The organism is Amycolatopsis sp. cmx-11-12 (assembly GCF_046269425.1).
Classification (GTDB): domain Bacteria; phylum Actinomycetota; class Actinomycetes; order Mycobacteriales; family Pseudonocardiaceae; genus Amycolatopsis.
The window spans coordinates 1-22,397 of record NZ_JADNQM010000002.1; the positions used below are offsets into that span (position 1 = coordinate 1).

The window sequence follows — 22,397 nt, forward strand, 5'->3', positions numbered from 1 at the left end:
AGCACCCGACACACTGCCCATCTCCCGGTCCAGAGCATCGAAAAACCTCGCCTTCAACCCCTCAGAAACCACGATCCCCACAACTCCCTGAAATCCAGGGTGTTGCGGGGATCGCTAGAACCCGCCCCGAGGGAAGGGGGCCTTCACGCTGCTCCAGCCGCTTCGTGCCCCAGCGCGTCGCGTTTAGCCCCCTAAACGCGCTCAGGCCCCTCGCGTTTCGTCCCCTGGTTGCGGTAGTGCGTAGTACGAACTACCGCAACCAGAGGACGAAACGCGGGAGGAGGGCGCGTCGCGTTTAGGGGGCTAAACGCGATCAGGTGGGGCGCACGGTCTCCAGGACCAGGGGCGTAGCCGCCGGGGCCTCCGCGGAGACCGCGTAGGCGTCGGTGAGCGCAGCGAGCGCCGAAGGGACGGCATCCGGGGTGTCGGTGTGCAGCTCCAGCAGCGGCTGCCCGGCCGCCACCTCGTCGCCCGGCTTCGCAAGGCACAGCACGCCCGCCGCGGCCTGCACCGGATCCTCCTTGCGCGCCCGCCCGGCCCCGAGCCGCCAAGCGGCGACCCCGACCGAGTAGGCGTCCAGAGAAGACAACACGCCGTCCGAAGGCGCCTCGACGACATGCACGTGCCGAGGCCGCGGCAGAGCGGCCTCCGGATCCCCACCTTGAGCGGCGATCATCCGGCACCACGTCTCGTACGCCTGCCCGGAAGCGAGCACCGAGGCCGGGTCCACATCGGACAGACCCGCCAGCGCCAGCATCTCCCTGGCCAAAGCCACGGTCAGCTCGACGACGTCAGCCGGACCGCCGCCGCGCAGCACCTCGACCGACTCCGCGACCTCGATCGCGTTCCCGACGGCATGTCCCAAAGGCACGTTCATGTCCGTGATCAGCGCCGTCGTCGCGACGCCGTGCGCGGTCCCGATCTCCACCAGGGTCCGCGCGAGTTCCCGCGCCTGCGGAAGCGTCTTCATGAACGCGCCCGAGCCGGTCTTCACGTCGAGGACGAGACCGGCCGAGCCCTCGGCGATCTTCTTGCTCATGATCGAGCTCGCGATCAGCGGGATCGACTCCACCGTCGAAGTCACGTCCCGCAGCGCGTACAGCTTCTTGTCCGCGGGCGCCAGCCCGGAGGTCGCCGCGCAGACCACCGCGCCGACCTCGTCGAGCTGCCGGATGATCTCCGACGTCGACAAAGCGGCACGCCAGCCCGGGATCGACTCCAGTTTGTCCAGTGTCCCGCCGGTGTGCCCGAGCCCGCGCCCGGACAGCTGCGGCACGGCCGCCCCGCACGCCGCGACGAGCGGCGCCAGCGGAAGCGTGATCTTGTCGCCGACTCCGCCCGTCGAATGCTTGTCGATGGTCGGACGGCTGACCTTCAGGTCCAGCCGCTCCCCCGACTCGATCATCGCGCCGGTCCAGCGCGCGATCTCGCCGGAGTCCATGCCGCGCAGGAAGATGGCCATCGCGAGCGCGGCCATCTGTTCCTCGGCGATGTCTCCGCGCGTGTACGCGTCGATGGTCCAGTCGATCTGCTCGTCGGTGAGCCGCCCGCCGTCCCGCTTCGCCCGGATGACGTCGACGGCGGCGAACGCGCTCACTTGTTCTCCGGCAGGTCGTCGGGCCCGAACGCGTCCGGCAGCACCGCGGACATCGGCAGGATGCCGCTGGGGGTGTCCACGAGACACTCCGCGCCACCGTGCTCGAACAGGATCTGGCGGCAGCGCCCGCACGGCATCAGCAGATCACCGGCGCCGCTGCGGCAGGCGACGGCGACGAGCTTGCCGCCGCCGGTCAGCCGCAGCTGCCCCGCCATCGTGCATTCCGCGCACATTCCCAAGCCGTACGAAGCGTTTTCGACGTTGCAGCCGACGACGATCCGACCGTCGTCCACGACACCGGCGACGCCGACGTGCAGACCCGAGTAAGGCGCGTACGCCGACTTCGCCGCTTCAACGGCTTGAGCCCGCAGCGCTTCCCAGTCGTACTCCGCCATGTCAGTCCTCACCTCGCCGATAGGTGGCGCCGATCGCCTTGGGCGGCCGCAGCCGCTGCGAAGCGACCGCGAGCACGATCAGCGTCACGAAGTGCGCCGTGTACGGGATGAGGTCGCTGGGCAGGTCGTCGTTGGTCCAGTAGATCGCGTACAGCAGCCCGGCGCCGACGACACCGAGCGCGGAAGCGATCCACTGACGGCGGAACAGCTGCACCGCCACGATCACGGCCAGCAGGATCACCGCGCCGTACAGCAGCGCGAGCACCGCGGTGCCGCCACCGGCGAGCTGGAGACCGTCCGCGTAACCGAACAGCGCCGCGCCACCGAGCAGGCCACCCGGCCGCCAGTTGCCGAAGATCATCGCCGCGAGGCCGATGTACCCGCGGTTGTTGGTCTGGTTCTCCAGGTAGTCCGCCCCGCCCGCGAGCAGCACGAGCGACGCGCCACCCATTCCGGCGAGCCCGCCGGAGATGATCATGGCGACGTACTTGTGCAGGTAGACCTTCACGCCGAGAGACTCGGCCGCGACCGGGTTCTCCCCGCAGGACCGCAGCCGCAGGCCGAACCGCGTCCGCCACAACACGAGGTAGCTGATCGGGACCAGCGCGATCGCGATCATCGTCAGCGGCGCGACCTCGGTGACCAGTCCATTGAGGATGCCGGCGAGGTCGGAGATGAAGACGCGCTGCATCTTCTCCAGGTCCGAAAGCCAGTCCGAGAGGAACGTCGCCGAATAGGTGTCGAACTTCGGGACCGGAGGCGACTGGCGCGGGTTCCCCGAAAGCGGGGTGAACACCAGGTTCGCCAGGTACTTCGCGACGCCGAGACCGAGCAGGTTGATCGCCACACCGGAGACGATGTGGTTGACGTTGAAGGTCACCGTCGCGACGGCGTGCAGCAGGCCGCCGAGCGCACCGAAGACGACCGCCGCGAGCAGCCCTGCCCAGACACCGCCGTAAAAGGCGCCCCATGCGGCACCCCAGGTGCCGAGGATCATCATGCCTTCGAGGCCGATGTTGATCACGCCCGCGCGTTCGGCCCAGAGGCCGCCGAGCGCGCACAGCAGGATCGGCAGGGCCAGCCGCAGCGCGGTGTGCGCGGTGTTGGTCGAGGTCAGCGTATTGACGCCGGTGGCGTACGACGCGATCGCAAGCACGCCGACCGCCAGCAGACCCCAGATGGCGCCCTTGGCCCAGCCGGGAAGACGGCGCTTCTGCCGCTTGACCGGCATGGTCGTCCCGCCCGCGTTGGACGAAAGTACGTCGGCGGTGCTCACACCGCACCCCCTTCGGAAACGCTGGAACCCTTACCCGCCAGCGCGCGACCGACGCGTCGCTGTTCGGCGGCCAGGTCCGCGCGGCGCACGATCTCGTACGCGATGACGACCGACAGCACGATCACGCCCTGCATGATCACCGCGATCTCCTTGGACACGTTGATCTGCTCCAGCGAAACGGCGGACCGGTCGAGGAACGCCCACAGCAGGGCGCCCAGCGCGATCCCGGCCGGGTGGTTACGCCCGAGCAGGGCGACCGCGATGCCGGTGAAGCCGTACATCTGGGTCGAAGTGATGCCGTAGGTGAAATCGCGGCCGAGCAGTTCCGGCATCGCGATCAGACCGGCGACGCCGCCGGAAAGCAGCATCGCGATCAGCGTCATCTTCTTGGCGTTCACACCGCCCGCGGCGGCCGCCGTCGTCGATTCACCGCTGGCCTTCAGCTCGAAACCGAACCGGGTCCGGTTGAGCATGAACCAGTAGGCGGCGCCGATCAGGATCGCGATGATCACGAATCCGAACAACTCGCCGGAGCCGATCGGGATGCCGGGGATCCGGCCGGTTTCGGCGATCTCGCGGGTGGCGATGTTGTTGCCGGTCTGCACGCCGAACTGGTCGGCGTTGACCAGGAACGCCACGATGCCACCGACGATCGCGTTCAGCATGATCGTCGAGATGACCTCGGAAACACCGCGGGTCACCTTCAGCACGGCCGGGATGGCCGCGTAGAGCATGCCGCTGGCCACCGCGACGAGAAGGATCGCCAGCACGTGGATCACCGGCGGCAGCTTCAGCGCCCCGCCGATGATGGCGGTGACGATGGCGGCGAACCGGTACTGGCCCTCGACACCGATGTTGAAGAGGTTCATCTGGAAGCCGATGGCCACCGCGAGACCGGACAGGTAGTAAACCGTCGCGAGGTTGATCGTGTCGACCGCGGTCGAGCCCTTGAACAGCTGGCCGATCATCGTGCCGTACGCCTGTAGCGGGTCGGCGCCCGAGATGATCAGCGCGATCGCGGTCAGGATGACGGCGAAAACGATCGCGAGCAGAGGCGGCAGGAGCCTCGTGCGCCAAGAACTCACGGTGCACCTTCTTCGTCTTCGGAAGCCCCGGTCATCGCGGAGCCCAGTTGCTGCGGGGTCACGGTCGCGGGGTCGGCCTCGCCGACCAGCCGGCCGCGGAGCATGACCTGGATGGTGTCGGAAAGCCCGATCAGCTCGTCGAGGTCGGCCGACACCAGCAGCACGGCCAGCCCGGCCGCCCGCGCCTGGCGGATCTGTTCCCAGATCAACGCCTGCGCGCCGACGTCGACACCACGCGTCGGATGCGACGCGATCAGCAGCACCGGGTTCCCGGAAAGCTCACGGCCGACGATCAGCTTCTGCTGGTTACCACCCGAAAGCGCGGCGGCCGGGACGTCGATGCCCGGGGTGCGGACGTCGTACTGCTCGACGATGCGGCGGGTGTCCTGGCGTGCGCCGAGGATGTCGAGGAGCTGGCCTTTCGCGACCGGCTTCCGCGTCTGGTAGCCGAGGATCCGGTTGACCCACAACGGCTGGGTGAGCAGGAGGCTGTGCCGCGTGCGGTCTTCGGCGATGTAGCCGATGCCTGCCTCGCGACGGGCGAGCGTCCCCAGTTTGTGCAGTTCGACGGCCTTGCCGTCGGTGCCGACGAGCTCGATCCGGCCGCCGCCCTTGCGCATGCCCATGATCGTTTCGACGAGTTCGGTCTGCCCGTTGCCTTCGACACCGGCGATGCCGAGCACCTCGCCCGCGTGCACGGTGAAGGTGATGTGGTCGAGGACGTTCCGCTCGGAACCCTCGACGCTCAGGCAGACGTCGTCCAGGCGCAGCACGGGCCGGTCGGTCACGGTGGACTCGCGGGTCTCCGGGCTGGGCAGTTCCGAGCCGACCATCATCTCGGCCAGCTGACGCGAGGTGATCGCCTTCGGATCGGCCGTGCCGACGGTGGTGCCGCGGCGGATCACGGTGACCGTGTCGGCGATCGCTCGCACCTCGTCGAGCTTGTGGGAGATGAAGAGGAAGGTGAAGCCCTCGGCCTGCATGCCGCGGACCGTCTCGAACAGCGCGTCGACCTCCTGCGGCACGAGCACCGCCGTCGGCTCGTCGAGGATGATGATCCGCGCGCCGCGGTAGAGCACCTTCACGATCTCGACGCGCTGGCGGTCGGCGACGCCGAGTTCTTCGAGCAGCGTGTCCGGGGGGACGCGCAGGCCGACCTGCCCGGCCAGTTTCGCGAGCTTCGCCTTGGCGGCGCGGCCGATGCCGTGCAGCGCCTCGGCGCCGAGGAAGACGTTCTCCCCGACGGTCAGATTGTCGGCCAGCATGAAGTGCTGGTGGACCATCCCGATGCCGGCCTTCATGGCGTCCTGCGGGTTGCGCAGTTTCACCGGCGAACCGTTGATCGCGATGCTGCCCTCGTCCGGCTGCTGCATGCCGTAGAGGATCTTCATCAGGGTGGACTTGCCGGCGCCGTTCTCGCCGCAGACGGCGTGCACCTCGCCCTTGACGACGGTGAGGTTGACGTCGGAGTTGGCCACCACACCCGGGAATCGTTTGGTGATCCCGGTCAGCTGCACGGCCGGTTCACCCCGGTCGGGGGCGTCGGTGACCTCGGCCTGGGGAGCGCTCATGAAAAGCCATCCAGTTCTGGGAGACAAAACAGGTGGGGCTCGGAAGGGGTTACCCTCCCGAGCCCCGCTGCAAGACGAACCTTACTTCTGCGGCTTGTCCGAGACGGTGATCGCCCCGGAGACGATCTGCGCCTTGTAGCCGTCGAGGACGTCCTTGATGTCGTCGATCTTGCCGCCGGAGGTGGCGTAGCCGACGCCGTCGACCTTGAGGTCGAAGCGCTTCGGCAGCGACGTCAGGTCACCCTTGGCCAGCGCGCGCAGGTAGTCGAACACCGCCACGTCGACGCGCTTGAGCATCGAGGTGACGATGACGTCCTTCGACGCCTCGACCGTCTTCTGGTTGTACTGGTCGGAGTCGACGCCGATGGCGAGCGCGTTGCCGGTCTTCGCGGCCTCGAAAACGCCCTTACCGGAGGCGCCGGCGGCGTGGTAGACCACGTCCGCGCCCTTGGAGATCTGCGCCGCGGCCTTCACGTTGCCCTTCGCCGGGTCCTGGAACCCGGAGAAGTCACCGGCCGGGGTGAGGTACTCGTCCTCGATGACGGCCTTGGACGAAGCGGCCTTCACGCCCTGAAGGAAGCCGGCCTCGAACTTCTGGATCAGCGGCGTGTTGACGCCACCGACGAAGCCGACGTGGCACTTCTTCGACTTGTAGGCGGCGGCGACACCGGCCAGGAACGAGCCCTGCTCCTCGGCGAAGACCAGCGGGGTGACGTTCGGGGCCTTGACGGAGTCGTCGTCGACGATCGCGAACTGGGTGTTCGGGTACTTCGGCGCGATGGCGCCGACGGCCTTGGCGTAGGCGAAGCCGACCGCGATGATCGGGCTGAAGCCCTGCGCGGCGAGCTGGTCGAGACGCTGCGACTTCGCGGCCTCGTCTTCGGACGTCGCCGCGGTGCTCTCGCTGACCGTGGTCACGCCGAGTTCGGCCTTGGCCTTGTCGGTACCGGCGGCGGCGGAGTCGTTGAACGACGCGTCGCCACGACCGCCGACGTCGAAGGCCAGCGCGACCTTCAGCTTGCTGCCGTCGACCTTCTCACCGCTCTGGGTGCTGCTCGAGGCGGCGGCCGCGGCGGGCGGCTTCGGCGCGGTCACGCAGCTGGCGGACTGGTCCCCCGTGCTCGCGTTGTTGTTGTTCCCCGCTCCGGAATCCTTCGCGCACCCGGCCAGTGCGAGTGCACCGGCCATGGTGACGGCGGCCAGCGCGGTTCCACGCATGCGACGCAACGTGTGTCTCCCTCCCCGCTGATCCAGCGGATGGTCCGAAGAAACGACCCGGCAATACTGCCGGGTTCGACCGAGAGACGGTACCTAACGGCCGCTTAGCCGCCATAGGAAAGGCACGCTACGTAACACAAACGTTTACTCATGAGTCGTACGCGCGACGAACGGAGCACTTACGGTGATCGCGACGGAGTAGTCGCGTGAAGGTCCCTCCCCCGTTTGAGCCGGGCGAAGAGGGCCTTCACGCGCTGTTCAGGGGCTATTCGCGGCGATGCCCGACCACCCGCCGTCGCCACCGTCGGTGAGCACGTGCGGCGGCTACCGCGCTCGGGCACGTCGCTCTTGGCTGACCCGCCGCGAAAGTTACGGCGGCGAACCAGGGGCGTCCGAGACCTCGGCCTGCCGGGTCCGTCCAGCGAGTGGCGATAAGGGTTCTCTTGAGGGGTAGGGCAAAGGTGGCGTGTCGCGAAAGCCACTTTCGCGACGTCTGATGTCCCGAAAGTGGCTTTCGCGACATGTCCGGGTCAGCGCGTTGCGGTCACGAGGACCACACCCCCGCAGCGGGTACCGCGGTGGCTTCGGGCAGTGCGAGCATGTCCCCACTCCACCACCAGGGACACGCCACCCTCATCGCCACTCACACGAGCTGGAAGGACTTCAGCCCGCGGATGTTCTGGTGGCAGTTCTTCAGGCCGGACGAGTTCAGGCTGCGGTAGACGCCCCATTTCGGCCGAAGGTAGTGCACGTCCCGCCATAGATCCGCGACCTTCCGGACGTCGGCGACGGTCTTGGCGCCGTCCTTGAGCACGCAGCGCAGGTAGCCGCTGTGCGACGCCTTGAACTCCCAGGACACGTCGATCCACTTGTTCTGTAACGGCGCGTAGTCGGCGAGGTCGGCCTCCGCGCCCGAGTCGCCCGCGATGGTCAGCACCCCTTTGCCGCCCTTCTGACGCGGCGTGAGGGTCCACTGCGGCGGGCCGACGTCGGGGACCTTCATCTGGAACAGGTGGGTGAACGCCGTCGTCGCGGTCAGCGCGGTGGGCCAGAAGGCCTGGTACGAGATCCGCCAGGTCTGGTCCCGCAGGATCTTGTACGTCGTGTCGCCGTCGCGCATCCCCTTCGCCTCGTTGCACTGCCGGTCTGTCGACGTGTCGACATCCCGCGTGTGCATGTCGAAGCGCCAGTGGTCACCTTCGGGGTAGATGTGCTTGACGCCGGGATGTGACCCGGCACGGTCGTCCTCCAGACCTTCGAACGCGCGCAGGCCGTCCTTCGCCGGGTCCGGGCTCCATCGGAGTGTCCAGGTGGCCGCGTGCGCCGTCCCGGTGCCGAGCGCGGCCGCGCCGAGCACCCCCGCGCCCAGGATGAGCGCCTTCCGGCGGTCGAGGTTCTCCATGGTTACTTTCCCTTCTCGAGAGTGACCGCGAAGACGTGCGGTCGCGGGGTGGCGGCGGAAGGGAGCGTGACCGACACGACCTCGCGCGCGGGGTCGAGCGGCACACGCTGGTGGAAGATCGCGAGCTTCACGGACTGGATCCCGGCCCGCGAGTGCAGCTGGTTCGTGACGACGGCCTCGCTCTCGCCGAACGCCGCCGCCCCGCGCCATCCGGTGAGCCGCAGGGGAACCTCGGCCGATCCATCCACATAGGACACCTTCAGCATGGTGTCGGCGTTGCCGGTGTCGGCGGCGCCGAGCAGGTGAAGGGTGACGTACTTCCCGGCGGGCACCGGGATCGTCGCGCCGACGACGTTGTTCGGCGTGCCCTCGCTGCCGTTGACGAACAGGAACTCCGGCACCGTCGTCGGTGACCTGCCCGGTCTGCGGCAGCTGGGCGGCGGGATAGGTGTTGCCCGCGCCGTCGAAATCGCCGTCACCGAGGTAGAACTCGCTGGTGACGCCGTCGGAGTTCAGCACCGCGGCGAGATCCACCGTGACCAGGTCACCGGCGGGCGGCAAGGCGGGAAGTCCCCACGGCGGCGCGGGTTCGCCGACCGGCACCGGCGCGATCGTCGTGTCCGGGCGCCTTCCGCGTGCGTAGACCAGCGCCTCGCGGCCGCGCGCGAGGTCGATGGTGACGGTGCCGTCGGGATGTTGCCGCCAGCCACGGGCACCCTCGACTTCGAGCCTTCCCGGGATGGACGGCCTGAGTTTCAGCGGCTCGCCCGCCAAGCTCCGGACGCGGACGAACTTCGTGATCCCAGCCTTGCGCACCGCGCTGACCAGGAACGCACCCTGTGTGCGGAAGTCGTGCAAGGTGACATCGCGCCAGGTGGCGGGCACCGCGGGGAAGATCCGGATCGTGTCGCCCCAGCTCTGGCACAGCATGTCGTGGATCGACTGCGCCGCGGACAACGGCGTTTCGATGACCGGGCCCGCTTCGTAGTACATCGTGTTGGGCTGCGCGAACCGCGTGACGAACTCACGCAGGTGCTTCAGCGCGTCGTCCCCGCGTCCCAGCGCCGCGGAAAGTGAAGCGGCACCGGTGAAGCTGAACCCGCGCAAGGCTCCTTCGAAGCTGATCCAGTGCGCCAGCGACTTCGAGATCAGCTCCGCCTGCGCGGGATCGTCCACGTTCAGCAGGTACAGCGGATAAGCCGCGAGGAGGTGCGAGTAGTGGCGATGAGATTTGGCGAACGGGACACCAGTGCCGACCATCAGGCCGTTTTCGTCGACAGGGAAGGCGACGAGCTTGTCGAGCACTTCGCGCCACTTCGGCGCCAGCGGATCGTCGATCCGCAAGGTCTTCGCGGCGTCGAGCAGGGTCTGGCAGCTCCACTTGATCAGCGCGAGGTCGTAGTGGCAGTCGGGGGCGCGGCCGTACTCCGGTGAGAACGTCGGCGGCAGGTGCAGGCGGCCGTCGGCGCCGGGTTTCAGGAAGTGCAGGTAGTAGTTCATCGCCTTGCGCAGCACCGGGAACAGGACGTCGCGCAGGATCCCGATGTCCATGGTGTGGCGATAGCTCAGCCAGACGTTGTGCAGCAGCCACGGCAGGTCACCGATCTCGGCGTCCGCGTCCGGCCCCGGCACGCCGACGAACCCGGCGTCCGCGAAGCGCGCGTCGGCGCTGCGCCGCAACCCCATCGAGTCGGCGCGGTACTCGGGCCGCAGACCGTCGACGAGGACCTGCCGGTTCTCGTCGATCGTCCGCGGGATCGGGTCGAGTTCGAGATGGTTGGATCCGTGCACCGGCCAGTATTCGAGCTGGGCGTTGAGGTTGTACCAGACCGACGGCCACGGCGTCGGCTCCAGCCAAGGCCCGGTGGTCGCCATGATCGGCGCTCCGGCGCGGGCGGCCGAGGCCAGTTTGTACAGCTGGATCCAGTAGAAGCCCTGCAGCCTCGCGTCCGGAATGGACAGGAAGCTCCGCCGGTGGAAGACGTGCCACCAGTGCCGATGCAGTCTCGCCAGCGAGTCCACCGTGGACGCTCCCGCGACGACGGACCGCACCCGCCCCTCGGCCTCCGTGCCCGGATGACTGTGTGACGTCGAGAGAAGGAGCGTCTTGCCGCCGTGCCCGGCCCGGCGCACCCGGTACGCCGTCGCGTTCTGCCCACCGGCGACGAGCGGCTGGACGACCACGGTGGTGTCGCCCTCGGCGCGGGTCACCGGCGGCGGGTTGGGCTCGAAGCCCTTCGGCGGCTGCTCGCGGACGATGCGCGGGCTCACCGCGGGAACCGGCGCGAAAGTGAGACCGAAGCCTCGTTCTCCCGCGCTCGGTGCGACGTCCACCACGAAGAGATCACGCGAACTGTGCACGAACGCGCGGATTTCGAGGGTGCCCTTGTCGGTGGTCACGGTCCCGGTGAGCTCGGCGTTCCAGAGGTCGAGGCGCAGCCGGGCGCCGGTAAGTTCACCCACCGGTGTGAGCAGGACCTTGCCGATCGGGAGACGCGCGACACCCCATTCGTTGCCGAAGGCGGGCCGGTGGTCCTGGGATTCGCTGTGGTCGACGGTGAACTTGAGCGCGTCCTGGTCGCGGTAGACCTGCGCGCCGACGAAGCCGTTGCCCAGGAACGGTCCCTCGTACCAGGTGCGCGGCAGCCGTTCCCAGCGCGGATCCTGTCCGGCGAGGAACCGTGACCAGTCCGCGTCGGTGCTCATCCCGTGGCATCCGGCGGGTGATCCGCCGGTGTCCACAGAGGTCTCATCGGCCTCGGCCGCCGTCGCGGGGAGCGCACCGATAAGGAGTACTCCCCGTGACGGCCGCCGAGCAGGTCGCGTCGTGGGAAACCAGCGGACTGGCCCATAGTCACCCCATCGTGATCTCGGCCGATTGGTCGGATGTCTGATCGGAGTGAACGTAAGATATGACATATACCTCGTCAACGAATCACCGGATTGACAACTCATTCGGCCGAGCCTGGCGAACCCTCTCCGGATGTACCGCTGAGAGAGATCTGATGTTCGGCGCTCTGAGCACCTGGGACCGGGGCGGATGCGACGAACCGGGGCGGATCCGGCGGGGTCGGCCGCGACGGGGCGTGATGTCTGGTCCATCACACAGACGAACCCGGAGGTGAGCCCACCGTGAGGAGCGGGTCTAGCATCCTTTTCATCCACGCTCGATGACCATGATCTCGGCACCGTCGCCGGAGCCGTCCCCAGGTGGGCGACCCGGCGCAGGCGCGGAAACCAGCGGTCAGCGGGCCCAAAGCCATGACGTTGGAGGCCGTTCACCGATGTCCACCACGGCTAGCACCGCCTCTGAGGCGGCCGCGAGCGATCGGGCGGGTGCCTCACGCCGGCAAGGGACCTTCTACCGGGGCGACCCCGGCATGTGGTCCTGGGTGCTGCACCGCATCACCGGCGTGCTGACATTCTTCTTCCTCTTCGTGCACGTGCTCGACACCGCGCTCGTGCGCGTGTCGCCCGACACGTACAACGAGGTCATCGAGACCTACAAGACCCCGCTGGTCAATCTCCTCGAAGTCGGCCTCGTCGGCGCGGTGCTGTTCCACGCGCTCAACGGCATCCGGGTCATGCTGGTCGACTTCTGGGAAAAGGGACCGAAGTTCCAGAAGCCGATGCTCTGGACGATCCTGGCCATCTGGGTCGTGGTGATGATTCCCGGTGCCTTCTTCATGATGAAGCGCACCGTCGAGGTTATGTTCGGGGGGCACTGACCATGGCTGAACTCGCACTCGAGCGCCCGCGCGCACCGAAGCGCGCCGCCGCCCGCCGCAGCAACTTCGAGCTCTACAGCTGGCTGTTCATGCGCATCTCGGGCCTCGCCCTGATCGTGCTGGTGCTCGGCCACCTGTTCATCATGAACATCCTCGACGGTGGCGTGCACCGCATCAACTGGGGCTTCGTCGCCGGCCGCTGGGCTTCGCCGTTCTGGCAGTTCTGGGACCTGTCGATGCTGTGGCTCGCCGAGATCCACGGTGGCAACGGGCTGCGCACGATCATCGACGACTACGCCCGCAAGGACAGCACCCGGTTCTGGCTGAAGATCGTCCTCTACGTCTCGATGGTGCTGATCCTCGCCGTCGGCACGATGGTGATCTTCACCTTCGACCCAGGTATCTCGGCCAACTGACGCCCACCACACGTTAAGCGGAGTCCTCAATGCAGTTCCACAAGTACGACGTGGTGATCGTCGGCGCCGGTGGCGCCGGCATGCGCGCGGCCATCGAATCCGGCCAGCGCGCCCGCACCGCGGTCCTCACCAAGCTCTACCCGACGCGTTCGCACACCGGCGCGGCGCAGGGCGGCATGTGCGCCGCGCTCGCGAACGTCGAAGAGGACAACTGGGAGTGGCACACCTTCGACACGATCAAGGGCGGCGACTACCTGGTCGACCAGGACGCCGCCGAGATCATGGCGAAGGAAGCCATCGACGCGGTCCTCGACCTCGAAAAGATGGGCCTGCCGTTCAACCGGACGCCCGAAGGCAAGATCGACCAGCGCCGCTTCGGCGGGCACACCCGTGACCACGGCAAGGCCGCGGTACGCCGCGCCTGCTACGCCGCGGACCGCACCGGGCACATGATCCTCCAGACGCTGTACCAAAACTGCGTCAAGCACGGCACCGAGTTCTTCAACGAGTTCTACGTGCTCGACCTGGTGCTGACCCCGGACGAGAACGGCAACCCGGCCGCTTCCGGCGTCGTCGCCTACGAGCTGGCGACCGGCGAACTGCACGTCTTCCAGGCGAAGTCGATCGTGTTCGCCACCGGCGGCGCCGGCAAGATCTTCAAGACGACGTCGAACGCGCACACCCTCACCGGTGACGGCCTCGGCATCATCTTCCGCAAGGGCCTGCCGCTGGAGGACATGGAGTTCTTCCAGTTCCACCCGACAGGTCTCGCCGGGCTCGGCATCCTCATCTCCGAGGCCGTGCGCGGTGAAGGCGGCATCCTCCGCAACGCCGACGGCGAGCGGTTCATGGAGCGCTACGCCCCCACGATCAAGGACCTCGCGCCGCGCGACATCGTCGCCCGGTCGATGGTGCAGGAAGTGTTGCAGGGCCGCGGTTGCGGGCCGAACAAGGACTACGTCGTCCTCGACGTCACGCACATCCCCGAGGAGACGCTGAACGCGAAACTCCCGGACATCATGGAGTTCTCGCGGACGTACTTGGGTGTCGACCCGGTCACCGAGCCGGTGCCGGTGTTCCCGACCTGCCACTACGTGATGGGCGGAATCCCGACCAACATCCACGGCGAAGCGTTGCGGGACAACGAGAACGTCATCCCCGGCCTGTACGCCGCGGGTGAGGTCGCGTGTGTTTCGGTGCACGGCTCGAACCGGCTCGGCACCAACTCGCTGCTCGACATCAACGTCTTCGGCCGCCGCGCCGGCATCGCCGCCGCCGAGTACGCGCTGGCGCACGAGCACATCGAACTGCCGGAGAACCCGACTCGCGTGGTCGAAGAGCAGCTGTCGCTGCTGCTTTCGGAGCACGGCGACGAGCGCGTCGCCGACATCCGCACCGAGCTGCAGAAGACGATGGACTCGCACGCTTCGGTGTACCGCACCGAGGACACGCTGAAGCAGGCGCTGACCGACGTGCAGTCGCTGAAGGAGCGGTACGAGCGGATCACCGTGTCGGACAAGGGGAAGCGGTACAACACCGACGTCCTCGAAGCCGTCGAACTCGGCTTCCTGCTCGAACTCGCCGAGGTCCTGGTCGTCGGCGCCCTGGCGCGCAAGGAATCCCGCGGCGGGCACGCGCGCGAGGACTACCCGAACCGCGACGACACGAACTTCATGCGGCACACCATGGCCTACAAGCAGGGTGCCGAGCTGTCCGCCGACATCCGACTGGACTACAAGCCGGTGACCTTCACCCGCTACGAACCGATGGAGCGGAAGTACTGATGACCACGGCCACCCCCGAGAAGTCGGAGGCCGTGTCCTCCGACCACACGCCGATCACCGTCACGCTGAAGATCCTGCGGTTCAACCCCGAGGTCGACAACGAGCCGCACTGGGAGTCCTATGACGTCCCTGCGCAGCGCACCGACCGACTGCTGAACCTGCTCTTCTACGTGAAGGACTACATCGACGGGACGTTCTCGTTCCGTCGCTCGTGCGCGCACGGCGTCTGTGGTTCCGACGCGATGCAGATCAACGGCATCAACCGGCTGGCGTGCAAGGTCCTGATGAAGGACCTGCTGGAGACCGGTGGCAAGAAGACCACCATCACCATCGCGCCGATCAAGGGCCTGACGACGCTCAAGGACCTTTACGTCGACATGGACCCGTTCTTCGAGGCCTACCGTGCGGTGAAGCCGTACCTGATCGCCTACGGGAACGAGCCCACCCGCGAGCGGATCCAGTCGCAGGCCGACCGCGACCGGTTCGACGACACGACCAAGTGCATCCTGTGCGCCTGCTGCACGTCCTCGTGCCCGGTGTACTGGAACGACGGCTCGTACTTCGGCCCGGCCGCGATCGTCAACGCGCACCGGTTCATCTTCGACTCGCGTGACGAAGGCGCCGAAGAGCGTCTCGACATCCTGAACGACTCCGAAGGCGTCTGGCGCTGCCGGACGACCTTCAACTGCACCGACGCCTGCCCGCGAGGCATCCAGGTGACGAAGGCGATCCAGGAAGTGAAGCGCGCCCTGCTCTTCAAGCGCGTCTGACGCTTCTGCGCTGTCCGTGAAGGCCTCCTTCCCTACTCTCAAGGTAGGGAAGGAGGCCTTCACGGCATTCTGGGAGTTATCCACAGGACCCCAGTTATCCACAGGTTCAGAATGTGGGGCTGCCGCGCACGCGGAAGTACGGACAGGCTGGCCCCATGGTCAAAAGGGGGAGATGGGCCCAGCATCCCGAACTGCTGCTAGCGCGAAGCCGTAATGGCGTTGTCCGGGTCGCGGACCTGGAATCCTTGGATATGCCCAGCAAGACGATCTACACCCGTTGCTTGCCGGGCGGGCCTTGGCAAAGGCTCCTACCTGGAGTCGTCCTGCTGCACGATCAGAACCCGACGTCGTCGGAGATGGTCACCGCCGCACTTCTTTATGCGGGCGCGAACGCGCTGCTCTCCGGCACCGAGGCTTGCAGACTTCACGGACTGCGTCCATCCGCGTTGCCGGATGCCCAAGGTCTGCATCTGCTGATACCGCATGATCGGAAGGTCCGTAGCGTCGGCTTCGTCACCACGGAACGAACTGTGCGGCTGCCGTCACCGTCGAACCGGAACGGTGTGCCTCTGGCACCTCTGGTCCGTGCGACCACTGACACTGTCCGGCGACTCGCCGATCCGCTGGTGTCGGAAGAACTGCTCATCGAAGCGATCCAGCAAGGCAAATGCCATCCCAAGGCCCTGCTGTGGGAACTCGATCACGGCACTCAACGAGGTACGGCCGTGCCCAGGCGTCTCTTGACCGATTGGGTGGACATCCGCTCCATGGCCGAGGCCCGGGCGAAGCTGCTCAGCCGGGGACTGGCCGCGCCGCCCAGCCATTGGAACGCAGAACTGTTCGACTGCTCGGGGAAATACCTGGGGCGGCCGGACGCGTGGTGGGACGCTGTCGGCCTGGCTTGGGAAATAGATTCGTTCGATTTTCATTTCCGCCGGTCCGGATACCGGAGGACCGTGGACAGGAACACCCGGTACACGACTGCCGGGATCGTCGTCGTTCAGACGCTGCCTTCGCAGCTGTTGAACGATCCGGCCGCGGTGATCGCGGACCTGGAGACCGCTTGGCGGGTCGCCGCTTCTCGGCCTCGCCCGGATGTCCGCTTCACCGAGGCTGCCTGACGGTCCGTGAAGGCCTCCTTCCCTACCCTGAGGGTAGGAAAGGAGGCCTTCACGGAAACCCAGCCCAAGCGCTACTCCAGCACAGAAGCGGCAGCAGCCGAGTCCGCGGTACCCGGCAGAAGGTCAAAGGCCTCCGGGTCGATGTAGTCGACAGCGCCCGTGCTCACGTCGCGAAGCATGTTGTACAGCCCGGCCATCACAGCGCGCGTGAAGTGCTCCCGGTGCTGCTGCCCGAGCGTCTGCGTCTGCCCGCGCACCTCGAACAGCACCGTCCCCGTCCCGTTCAAAGCGAACGAACACCGCGCCTGGCCGGGCAGATCGCGATCGGCCGTGTGCGGGTACCGCGCCCCGACGAAACCACGTGACGTCATCCCGTTGAAACCGCTGATCGCCAGTTGCCGAGATTCGTCCTTTGTGTACACATCACGGTACTTCGCGTACTTCTGGCCGGGCTCGAAGAACTTGTCGGGCAAAGGCGGGTAGTCGATGCCGACGTCGAGGAGCCGGTTGCTGCCCTCTTGCCGGACGCACGCTCCCTGATGGTGCAGATCGACGTAGACGTCGGGCACCTTCCCGCGCTGCCGGGTCAGCTCCACGTACACCGAACGCAACGCCCGAGCCTCAGGAGTGATGAACCAGCCCGGCTTCTCCGACGCACCCGGGAAGTCCTCCGCACGCGGGACGTAGTTCAAGTCCGGGTTGAAGTCTCGATTGACGTCGAAGCCGGGACGCTTCCGGTAGTCGTCGCCCTGGATGACGTCGCTGAGGTAATTCCAGGCCGGTGGCCGGTCCTTGAGCTGAGGGAACTTCCGCTGCACTTCGGCCCACGAAAGGTCGTTGCCGCGCCGGTCGAGTTCGGCGCCGTCGGGGTTCAACTTGGGGACGGCGACGAACGTGATGGTCTTCCGCAGCCGCTCGGCGTCCCGTGACTCCGAAGTGCCGAGGTAGTCGAGAATCCGCAGCAGTGCGTCGGTGCCGGTCTTCTCGTTGCCGTGGATCTCGCTGGACACCACGAAGACCTTCGGCCCGGTCCCGACGGTCGCCTGGTGGATCACCCGGCCGCGGTTCGACCGCCCGACCTCCTTGACCGCCACTCGCCCCTTGCTCACGCGCTCGAGCCTGCCGAGCTCACGGACCATTTCCCGGTAGTCGGTGAACTCGTTGATCGGCAGCTCTCGCGGTTCCTCACTGCAAGCCTGGACGGGCGCCGCCACCGCGGCGGGCGCGCTGACGAGCGGGAGCACCGCCAAGCCCACCATCACGGGAACCAACCGACCGAACACGGACATCGTGAACTCCCCACTGTCGAAGGTGTCCACAACGTAGCGAGTCCGACACCGGTCGCGAATCCGACGAAAGGTGCTTCGACGCCAAGAAGACCGTTGGAAACAGTGTGTGACTGAGATAGCCTGGAGAGTCACCAAGCCGGGTGATCGAGGGGCGGCGAGGCGATGGGTGCTGGTTCGGAGCTGCGCGCGATCCTTTCGCAGCGACTCGTGCCTCTGATCGCGGAAATCGAAGAACTGGTTTACAAACACGGCTACATTCGCGTCTTCGGAAGTGCGATCACCATGCTGGGCACCGTCGGCCTGCTCGGCCAGGTACTCGGCATCGCCTGGCTCAGAACGGCTTTCGCCACCGCCGCCGGCGCCTTGTTCGTCTTGGCCGCGCTGGTCTCCTTCGCGGGAACGCAACGACAACGCAACAAGCTCGTCAATGTGGAGAATATTCTTCACGACTACGCCGACAGTATGCACACGGATTCACCGATCGTCCTCCGTGAGTGGCGGCAGGAAACCATCGTCGAGAACAACGGCGACGTCTACTGCAAACGCAACATGATCCTCAACGCCGCGTCCGACGGCAAGCCGAGATACGTTTCGCTCAAGATGACCTACTACGGAATCACCCCTTTGACCGCGAGGGCGAAACGGCGGATCTCGTGCAAGGCGTACCACGCGAGACCGGAAAGCGCGTCCGAGCGCACACGGGCGAAGGCGACGTCGGTCTGGAAGAACTCGAAGACCGGTAAACCCCGCCTCGACATCTATGTCCACTTGGGAAACCGGGTCGCGGACGGCGACCTCGTGACCGTCGAGTGGTGGTGGCCGAAGATGTCGGCGGACCTGATGAACGGCGCGGAGCCGGAGGACTTCGACGTGGTCTTCGACAAGCAGGTCTGCAAGTTCACCCACCGGGTCGTCTTCCGCGACGTACCGAACCCCGCTGCCCTCACCGTACGCAATCAGGGCGCGCGTAATTTCAAGAAAAAGGTGCGGCACAAGGACGTGATCGTCGAGTTCTCCGCTCGCGATCCCCAGTTGAGCCAGCGGATGGGCTTCGTCGCCGACTACACACGCAACGGCTGACGCTCCGGCACGGGTTCCATGCCGGAGCCAGGCGATGGCTAGTTGCCACCCGTCTCAGAACCGCCGGTCATCATGTGCATCCATTCGCGAGGTTGATCGGTCGCCCCCATCGGCTGCCGATGTGGTGGAGGGACACTAACCGAAGTCCCTGGAGCACCACTCGACAGCTACCCCATTGGGGTTTCACCCATACGAGTTTACCTCGCCCGGAGACCATCAAGACCGAAGAATCCGGCACGTGATCGGACGATCACCGAACGAATCTTGCTTTTCGGCAAGCCGCCCTTTCCCAGCGGAACGCATTCGGGGCCGGCCCACCAGGTGGACCGGCCCCGATGACGGAAAGCGAACTACTTCACCGCGTCCAGAGCGTTGACGCGGCCGTGGCCGTAGTACGAGTTGTCCTTCGCCGGGCCTTCACAGACCGGCGCCGCGGTTCCGCAGGGAACCGTGTCCGCCTGGTGCTCGAGCAGCCACCTCAGCGCCGCGGGGGGAGCGTGCCGGTAGCGGGACGCCAGCAGCGCGGCGACACCGGCGACGTGCGGGGACGCCATCGAGGTGCCGCACTTGGCGCCGTAGGCACCGTTGAAGATCGTCGACAGCGGGCAGCCCACGCCCTGGCCGGCGGGCGGCAGCTGGACGCGGTCGCCGCCGGGCGCGGTGACCGAAACGTCGTCACCGTAGTTGCTGTACGACGACTTCGTGCCCGCGTAGCCGATGGCCGAGACGTTGACGACGCCGTCGATGGCCTTGGGCAGGATGCCGCAGCTCTCGTCGACCGGGTGGGGGCGGTTCGGGTCGGTGGTCTGCTCGTCCGGGTCGAAGCCGCTGTTGCCGGCGGCGGCGACGTTCAGCACGCCACGGCCGGTCGAGTAGACCACCGCGCGGCGGACGGCCTCGTACGCGGCCGCGTCGCCCGGCTCCTTCGAGCAGTAGAACATGCCCGGGTCGATGTAGTAGCTGTTGTTCGTGACCGGGAAGCGGTGCTTCGCCGCCCACATGAACCCGCACACGGCGGCTTCGGGGAGGATCAGGCCGTCGTCGTTCACGACCTTCACCGACGCCAGCTTGACGCCGGGCGCGACGCCGGTGAAGCCGCGCGCGGTGTCCTTGCCCGCGATCGTGCCGGCGACGTGCGTGCCGTGGTCGGAGTTCGTCGGCGCCCAGGCGGCGGGCGTGGTGTCGGGCGCGCCCGTGTTGCAGCCGGCGGACACCTTCGGGTCCAGCGCGTTCTTCAGCCCGGGGTGGGTGGGCTCGATGCCCGAGTCCAGCACGCCGACGGTCACCGAACGGCTGCCACCGGAGACCTTGTTCGCCTCGGGAGCCTGGATCGCCCGCATGTCCCACTGCTGGGCCGACAGGTCCTCGTCGGCGGCGACGCTGGTGGTCTCTTCGTTTTCCTTGGTGTCGACCACGGCGGAGCGGGTCGACCGGGACGAGGCCGCGGGCGGGAACGCCACGTCACGGCCGCCCGAGTAGGCGCGGTAGACACCGATCTTCGCCTGGAAGTCGGCGTTGCGCGAGGTCGCCACCGCGACCCCGATCTCCGGGTAGTACGCCACCTTCTCGCCGCACTTGGCGCGCAGCTCGGTGTCGACCTTGCGCTCCGGGGTACGCGGGTTGTAGAGCACCACGTAATTGAACGGCGCGCTCGCGGTGTCGCACTGTGCTGCGGGCGCGGGCGCGGCGCTCGCCGACGGGGCCGCGAACACACTTCCCGCCGCCGCCGCGACGAGCGCGGGGACGAGCAGGCGTCTGATCCGGGACATTCAACCTCCATGATTCGGTGGAGTGAACGTTAGGGAGCGAGAGCCGGGCTCGCCACCGTCAAAAGGACGACAAACTCCGATCAGGCGTCGGCCTTTTCCTCGCCTCGTGACTTGGCGCCACGAAGCGTGCGCAGACCGATCAGGCCGATGATGGTGCCGAGCACGAACGAGACGACCGTCAGCACCGCGTGCACGATGAAGTAGGCGGTGGGCGAGCCGTCGGCGGCCCAGGCGCGGTCGCTGTCCCAGAGGTTCTTGGCGAACGTGATCCAGATGATCCACGACCACACGCCGAAACCCAGCAGGAACATCGAAGTACCTCGCGAAATGCGCATGCCCCTGAGTATGAACCGAGCCCGGCGACGCTACATTGCTCGGGTGCACAGCGCTATCTCCCGGTCGCTCATGGTCCTCGTTTCCGGTGTGCTCGCCCTCGCGGTGACGCCGGTGGCCACAGCCGCGCCGAAGCCACCAGCCCAGGCGCAGCCGTGCGCGAACAAGACGACGCCTCCCGCACCGATCGACACCTCCGAGAAGCCGCGCCCCGGCGAGGTCGCGCCGGCGCCGTTGCCGGTCCCGCCGGTCCCGGTGGGCGGCGAACGGATGGCCGAATGCGGACTCGTGCTCCCGAAGCGCGCGCTGAACCCGCCCGAGGGATCCACCGCCGCGTCCTGGGTGCTGCAGGACCTCGAAACCGGTGACATCATCGCGGCGAAGGATCCGCACGCCCGCCAGCGGCCGGCGTCGCTGATCAAAACCCTGCTCGGGCTGGTCGTGGTCACCGAACTGCCGCCGCGCAAGATCATCACCCCGACCAAGGAGGACGCCGAGCAGGAGTGCACCTGCGTCGGCATCGCCGCCGGCGGTCAGTACACAGTGGACCAACTGCTGCACGGGCTGCTGATGCACTCCGGCAACGACGCGGCGCACGCGCTCTCGACCGTGCTCGGCGGCGTCGACGCCACTGTCGCCAAGATGAACGCCCTGGCCACCCGCATCGGCGCCACGGACACGCGGGCCGCGACCCCGTCCGGGCTCGACGGCCCGGGGATGTCGACCTCGGCCTACGACATGAGCCTGATCTTCCACCACGCGATGAAGCAGCCGGAATTCGCGAAGGTGGTCAAGACCAAGAGCTTCGAAATCCCGCCCACCGGCGGAAAACCGGTCATCACGATCTACAACGACAACAAGCTTCTCGGCGTTTATCCCGGATTCCTCGGCGGAAAGACCGGCTTCACCGACGACTCGCGCCACACCTACGTCGGTGGCGCGCTCCAGAACGGCCACCGGGTCGCGGTCGTGATGCTTCGCGCCGAGCAGCGCCCGACACGGGTCACCGACCAGGCCGCGAAGCTCCTCGACTACGGCATCGCGCTGCGTGAGGCGAAGGCCGAATCGGTCGGGCGGATCGACTACAAACCGGCGGACGCCGTGGACGCGGGCCCGGCCAAGGCCGCGGCGAACGCCGACGGCACGTCGAACAGCGGCGCCGCCGCCGCGGCCGAAGACCCGTTCGGGACGATCGGCTGGATCATCACGCTGGTCGTCTTCCTGATCATCGTGGCGTGTTTCGTCATCGGTCACCAGCGCAAGAAAGCCATGGCAGGCGAATAGGAAAGCCCCGGATTCGGAAATCGGCGGACAGTGGCGGCTCCGGCCGCTACTCTGCGGTCTCCATGCAGAGACTCGCGTTCCTTTTCATCCTGCTCGGTTTCGGCTCGGTCGCGCTGACCTACACCGACCGTCAGCTCGTCCTGCTGATGTGGGCCGAGGACTACCAGCCGGTGCTCGGCATCGTCGTCGGCGTGCTCGGGGTGGCCCTGCTCGTCGCGGGCCTCGTTCGCAAGAACAAGGCCGCGCGGGCCGAGCCCGCGCCACCCGGCCAGTAGTCGA

18 protein-coding genes are annotated in these 22,397 nt (G+C 67.2%); 8 read left to right on the forward strand and 10 right to left on the reverse strand.

The genetic code is table 11. From position 1 onward, the window contains the following. Positions 1-313: 313 nt before the first annotated feature. The 7 genes from ACLARN_RS02365 to ACLARN_RS02395 all read right to left on the reverse strand — a co-directional run bounded on the left by ACLARN_RS02365 (position 314) and on the right by ACLARN_RS02395 (position 11,250). Positions 314-1,597: a thymidine phosphorylase gene (locus ACLARN_RS02365; RefSeq protein ID WP_409489647.1), complete on the reverse strand. Its 1,284-nt coding sequence runs from the start codon at positions 1,595-1,597 to the stop codon at positions 314-316. Next, positions 1,594-1,992 carry a cytidine deaminase gene (locus ACLARN_RS02370; protein WP_409489648.1) on the reverse strand — a complete coding sequence of 133 codons (399 nt, stop codon included), beginning with the start codon at positions 1,990-1,992 and terminating at the stop codon, positions 1,594-1,596. The genes ACLARN_RS02365 and ACLARN_RS02370 overlap by 4 nt, the downstream gene beginning before the upstream one ends. A 1-nt stretch (position 1,993) precedes the next feature. Then, complete coding sequence (locus ACLARN_RS02375) at positions 1,994-3,268, reverse strand: ABC transporter permease (RefSeq protein WP_409489649.1); 1,275 nt, start codon at positions 3,266-3,268, stop codon at positions 1,994-1,996. Next, positions 3,265-4,353 (reverse strand): ABC transporter permease, encoded by a 1,089-nt coding sequence (locus ACLARN_RS02380; protein ID WP_409489650.1) that lies wholly within the window; start codon positions 4,351-4,353, stop codon positions 3,265-3,267. Before ACLARN_RS02380 ends, ACLARN_RS02375 begins: the two co-directional genes overlap by 4 nt. After that, positions 4,350-5,924, reverse strand: a complete 1,575-nt coding sequence (locus tag ACLARN_RS02385) for an ABC transporter ATP-binding protein (RefSeq protein WP_409489651.1) — start codon at positions 5,922-5,924, stop codon at positions 4,350-4,352. Before ACLARN_RS02385 ends, ACLARN_RS02380 begins: the two co-directional genes overlap by 4 nt. 81 nt (positions 5,925-6,005) lie before the next feature. Beyond that, on the reverse strand, positions 6,006-7,142 hold the full coding sequence (locus ACLARN_RS02390) for a BMP family protein (protein ID WP_409489652.1): 1,137 nt from the start codon (positions 7,140-7,142) through the stop codon (positions 6,006-6,008). A 643-nt stretch (positions 7,143-7,785) separates the two neighbouring features. Continuing rightward, positions 7,786-11,250, reverse strand: a complete 3,465-nt coding sequence (locus ACLARN_RS02395; RefSeq protein WP_409489653.1) for a glycosyl hydrolase family 95 catalytic domain-containing protein — start codon at positions 11,248-11,250, stop codon at positions 7,786-7,788. 578 nt (positions 11,251-11,828) lie between these two features. Between ACLARN_RS02395 and sdhC the strand changes: the two genes are divergently transcribed. The 5 genes from sdhC (at position 11,829) to ACLARN_RS02420 (ending at position 16,363) form a co-directional block, all read left to right on the forward strand. Then, positions 11,829-12,272 carry a succinate dehydrogenase, cytochrome b556 subunit gene (gene sdhC / locus ACLARN_RS02400; RefSeq protein ID WP_101612306.1) on the forward strand — a complete coding sequence of 148 codons (444 nt, stop codon included), beginning with the start codon at positions 11,829-11,831 and terminating at the stop codon, positions 12,270-12,272. 2 nt (positions 12,273-12,274) lie between these two features. After that, entirely contained in the window at positions 12,275-12,688 is a 414-nt protein-coding gene (locus ACLARN_RS02405) for a succinate dehydrogenase hydrophobic membrane anchor subunit (RefSeq protein ID WP_005165555.1), read from the forward strand. A gap of 29 nt (positions 12,689-12,717) precedes the next feature. Continuing rightward, positions 12,718-14,472 (forward strand): succinate dehydrogenase flavoprotein subunit, encoded by a 1,755-nt coding sequence (gene sdhA / locus ACLARN_RS02410; RefSeq protein ID WP_409489654.1) that lies wholly within the window; start codon positions 12,718-12,720, stop codon positions 14,470-14,472. Further along, the gene (locus tag ACLARN_RS02415) at positions 14,472-15,242 is read left to right on the forward strand and encodes a succinate dehydrogenase iron-sulfur subunit (RefSeq protein WP_400834200.1); all 771 of its coding nucleotides are present in this window, start codon (positions 14,472-14,474) and stop codon (positions 15,240-15,242) included. Before sdhA ends, ACLARN_RS02415 begins: the two co-directional genes overlap by 1 nt. Positions 15,243-15,493: 251 nt before the next feature. Beyond that, positions 15,494-16,363 carry a hypothetical protein gene (locus ACLARN_RS02420; protein WP_409489655.1) on the forward strand — a complete coding sequence of 290 codons (870 nt, stop codon included), beginning with the start codon at positions 15,494-15,496 and terminating at the stop codon, positions 16,361-16,363. Between the two features lie 71 nt (positions 16,364-16,434). Here ACLARN_RS02420 and ACLARN_RS02425 read toward each other — a convergent pair whose 3' ends face one another. Beyond that, complete coding sequence (locus tag ACLARN_RS02425) at positions 16,435-17,652, reverse strand: M14 family zinc carboxypeptidase (protein WP_409489656.1); 1,218 nt, start codon at positions 17,650-17,652, stop codon at positions 16,435-16,437. Between the two features lie 162 nt (positions 17,653-17,814). Here ACLARN_RS02425 and ACLARN_RS02430 point away from each other — a divergent pair, with 162 nt between their 5' ends. After that, complete coding sequence (locus ACLARN_RS02430) at positions 17,815-18,732, forward strand: hypothetical protein (RefSeq protein ID WP_409489657.1); 918 nt, start codon at positions 17,815-17,817, stop codon at positions 18,730-18,732. A gap of 350 nt (positions 18,733-19,082) precedes the next feature. On the opposite strand, the gene ACLARN_RS02435 is transcribed toward ACLARN_RS02430, so the two are convergent. Both ACLARN_RS02435 and ACLARN_RS02440 read right to left on the reverse strand, forming a co-directional pair. Next, on the reverse strand, positions 19,083-20,501 hold the full coding sequence (locus ACLARN_RS02435; protein ID WP_409489658.1) for a S8 family peptidase: 1,419 nt from the start codon (positions 20,499-20,501) through the stop codon (positions 19,083-19,085). Between the two features lie 80 nt (positions 20,502-20,581). Further along, positions 20,582-20,836 carry an SCO4848 family membrane protein gene (locus ACLARN_RS02440; protein ID WP_409489659.1) on the reverse strand — a complete coding sequence of 85 codons (255 nt, stop codon included), beginning with the start codon at positions 20,834-20,836 and terminating at the stop codon, positions 20,582-20,584. A 43-nt stretch (positions 20,837-20,879) separates the two neighbouring features. Here ACLARN_RS02440 and ACLARN_RS02445 point away from each other — a divergent pair, with 43 nt between their 5' ends. Both ACLARN_RS02445 and ACLARN_RS02450 read left to right on the forward strand, forming a co-directional pair. Further along, positions 20,880-22,118, forward strand: a complete 1,239-nt coding sequence (locus ACLARN_RS02445) for a D-alanyl-D-alanine carboxypeptidase family protein (RefSeq protein WP_409489660.1) — start codon at positions 20,880-20,882, stop codon at positions 22,116-22,118. Positions 22,119-22,180: 62 nt separating this feature from the next. Then, positions 22,181-22,393, forward strand: coding sequence for a hypothetical protein (locus tag ACLARN_RS02450; protein WP_409489661.1), 213 nt, complete (start codon positions 22,181-22,183; stop codon positions 22,391-22,393). Positions 22,394-22,397: the final 4 nt, after the last annotated feature.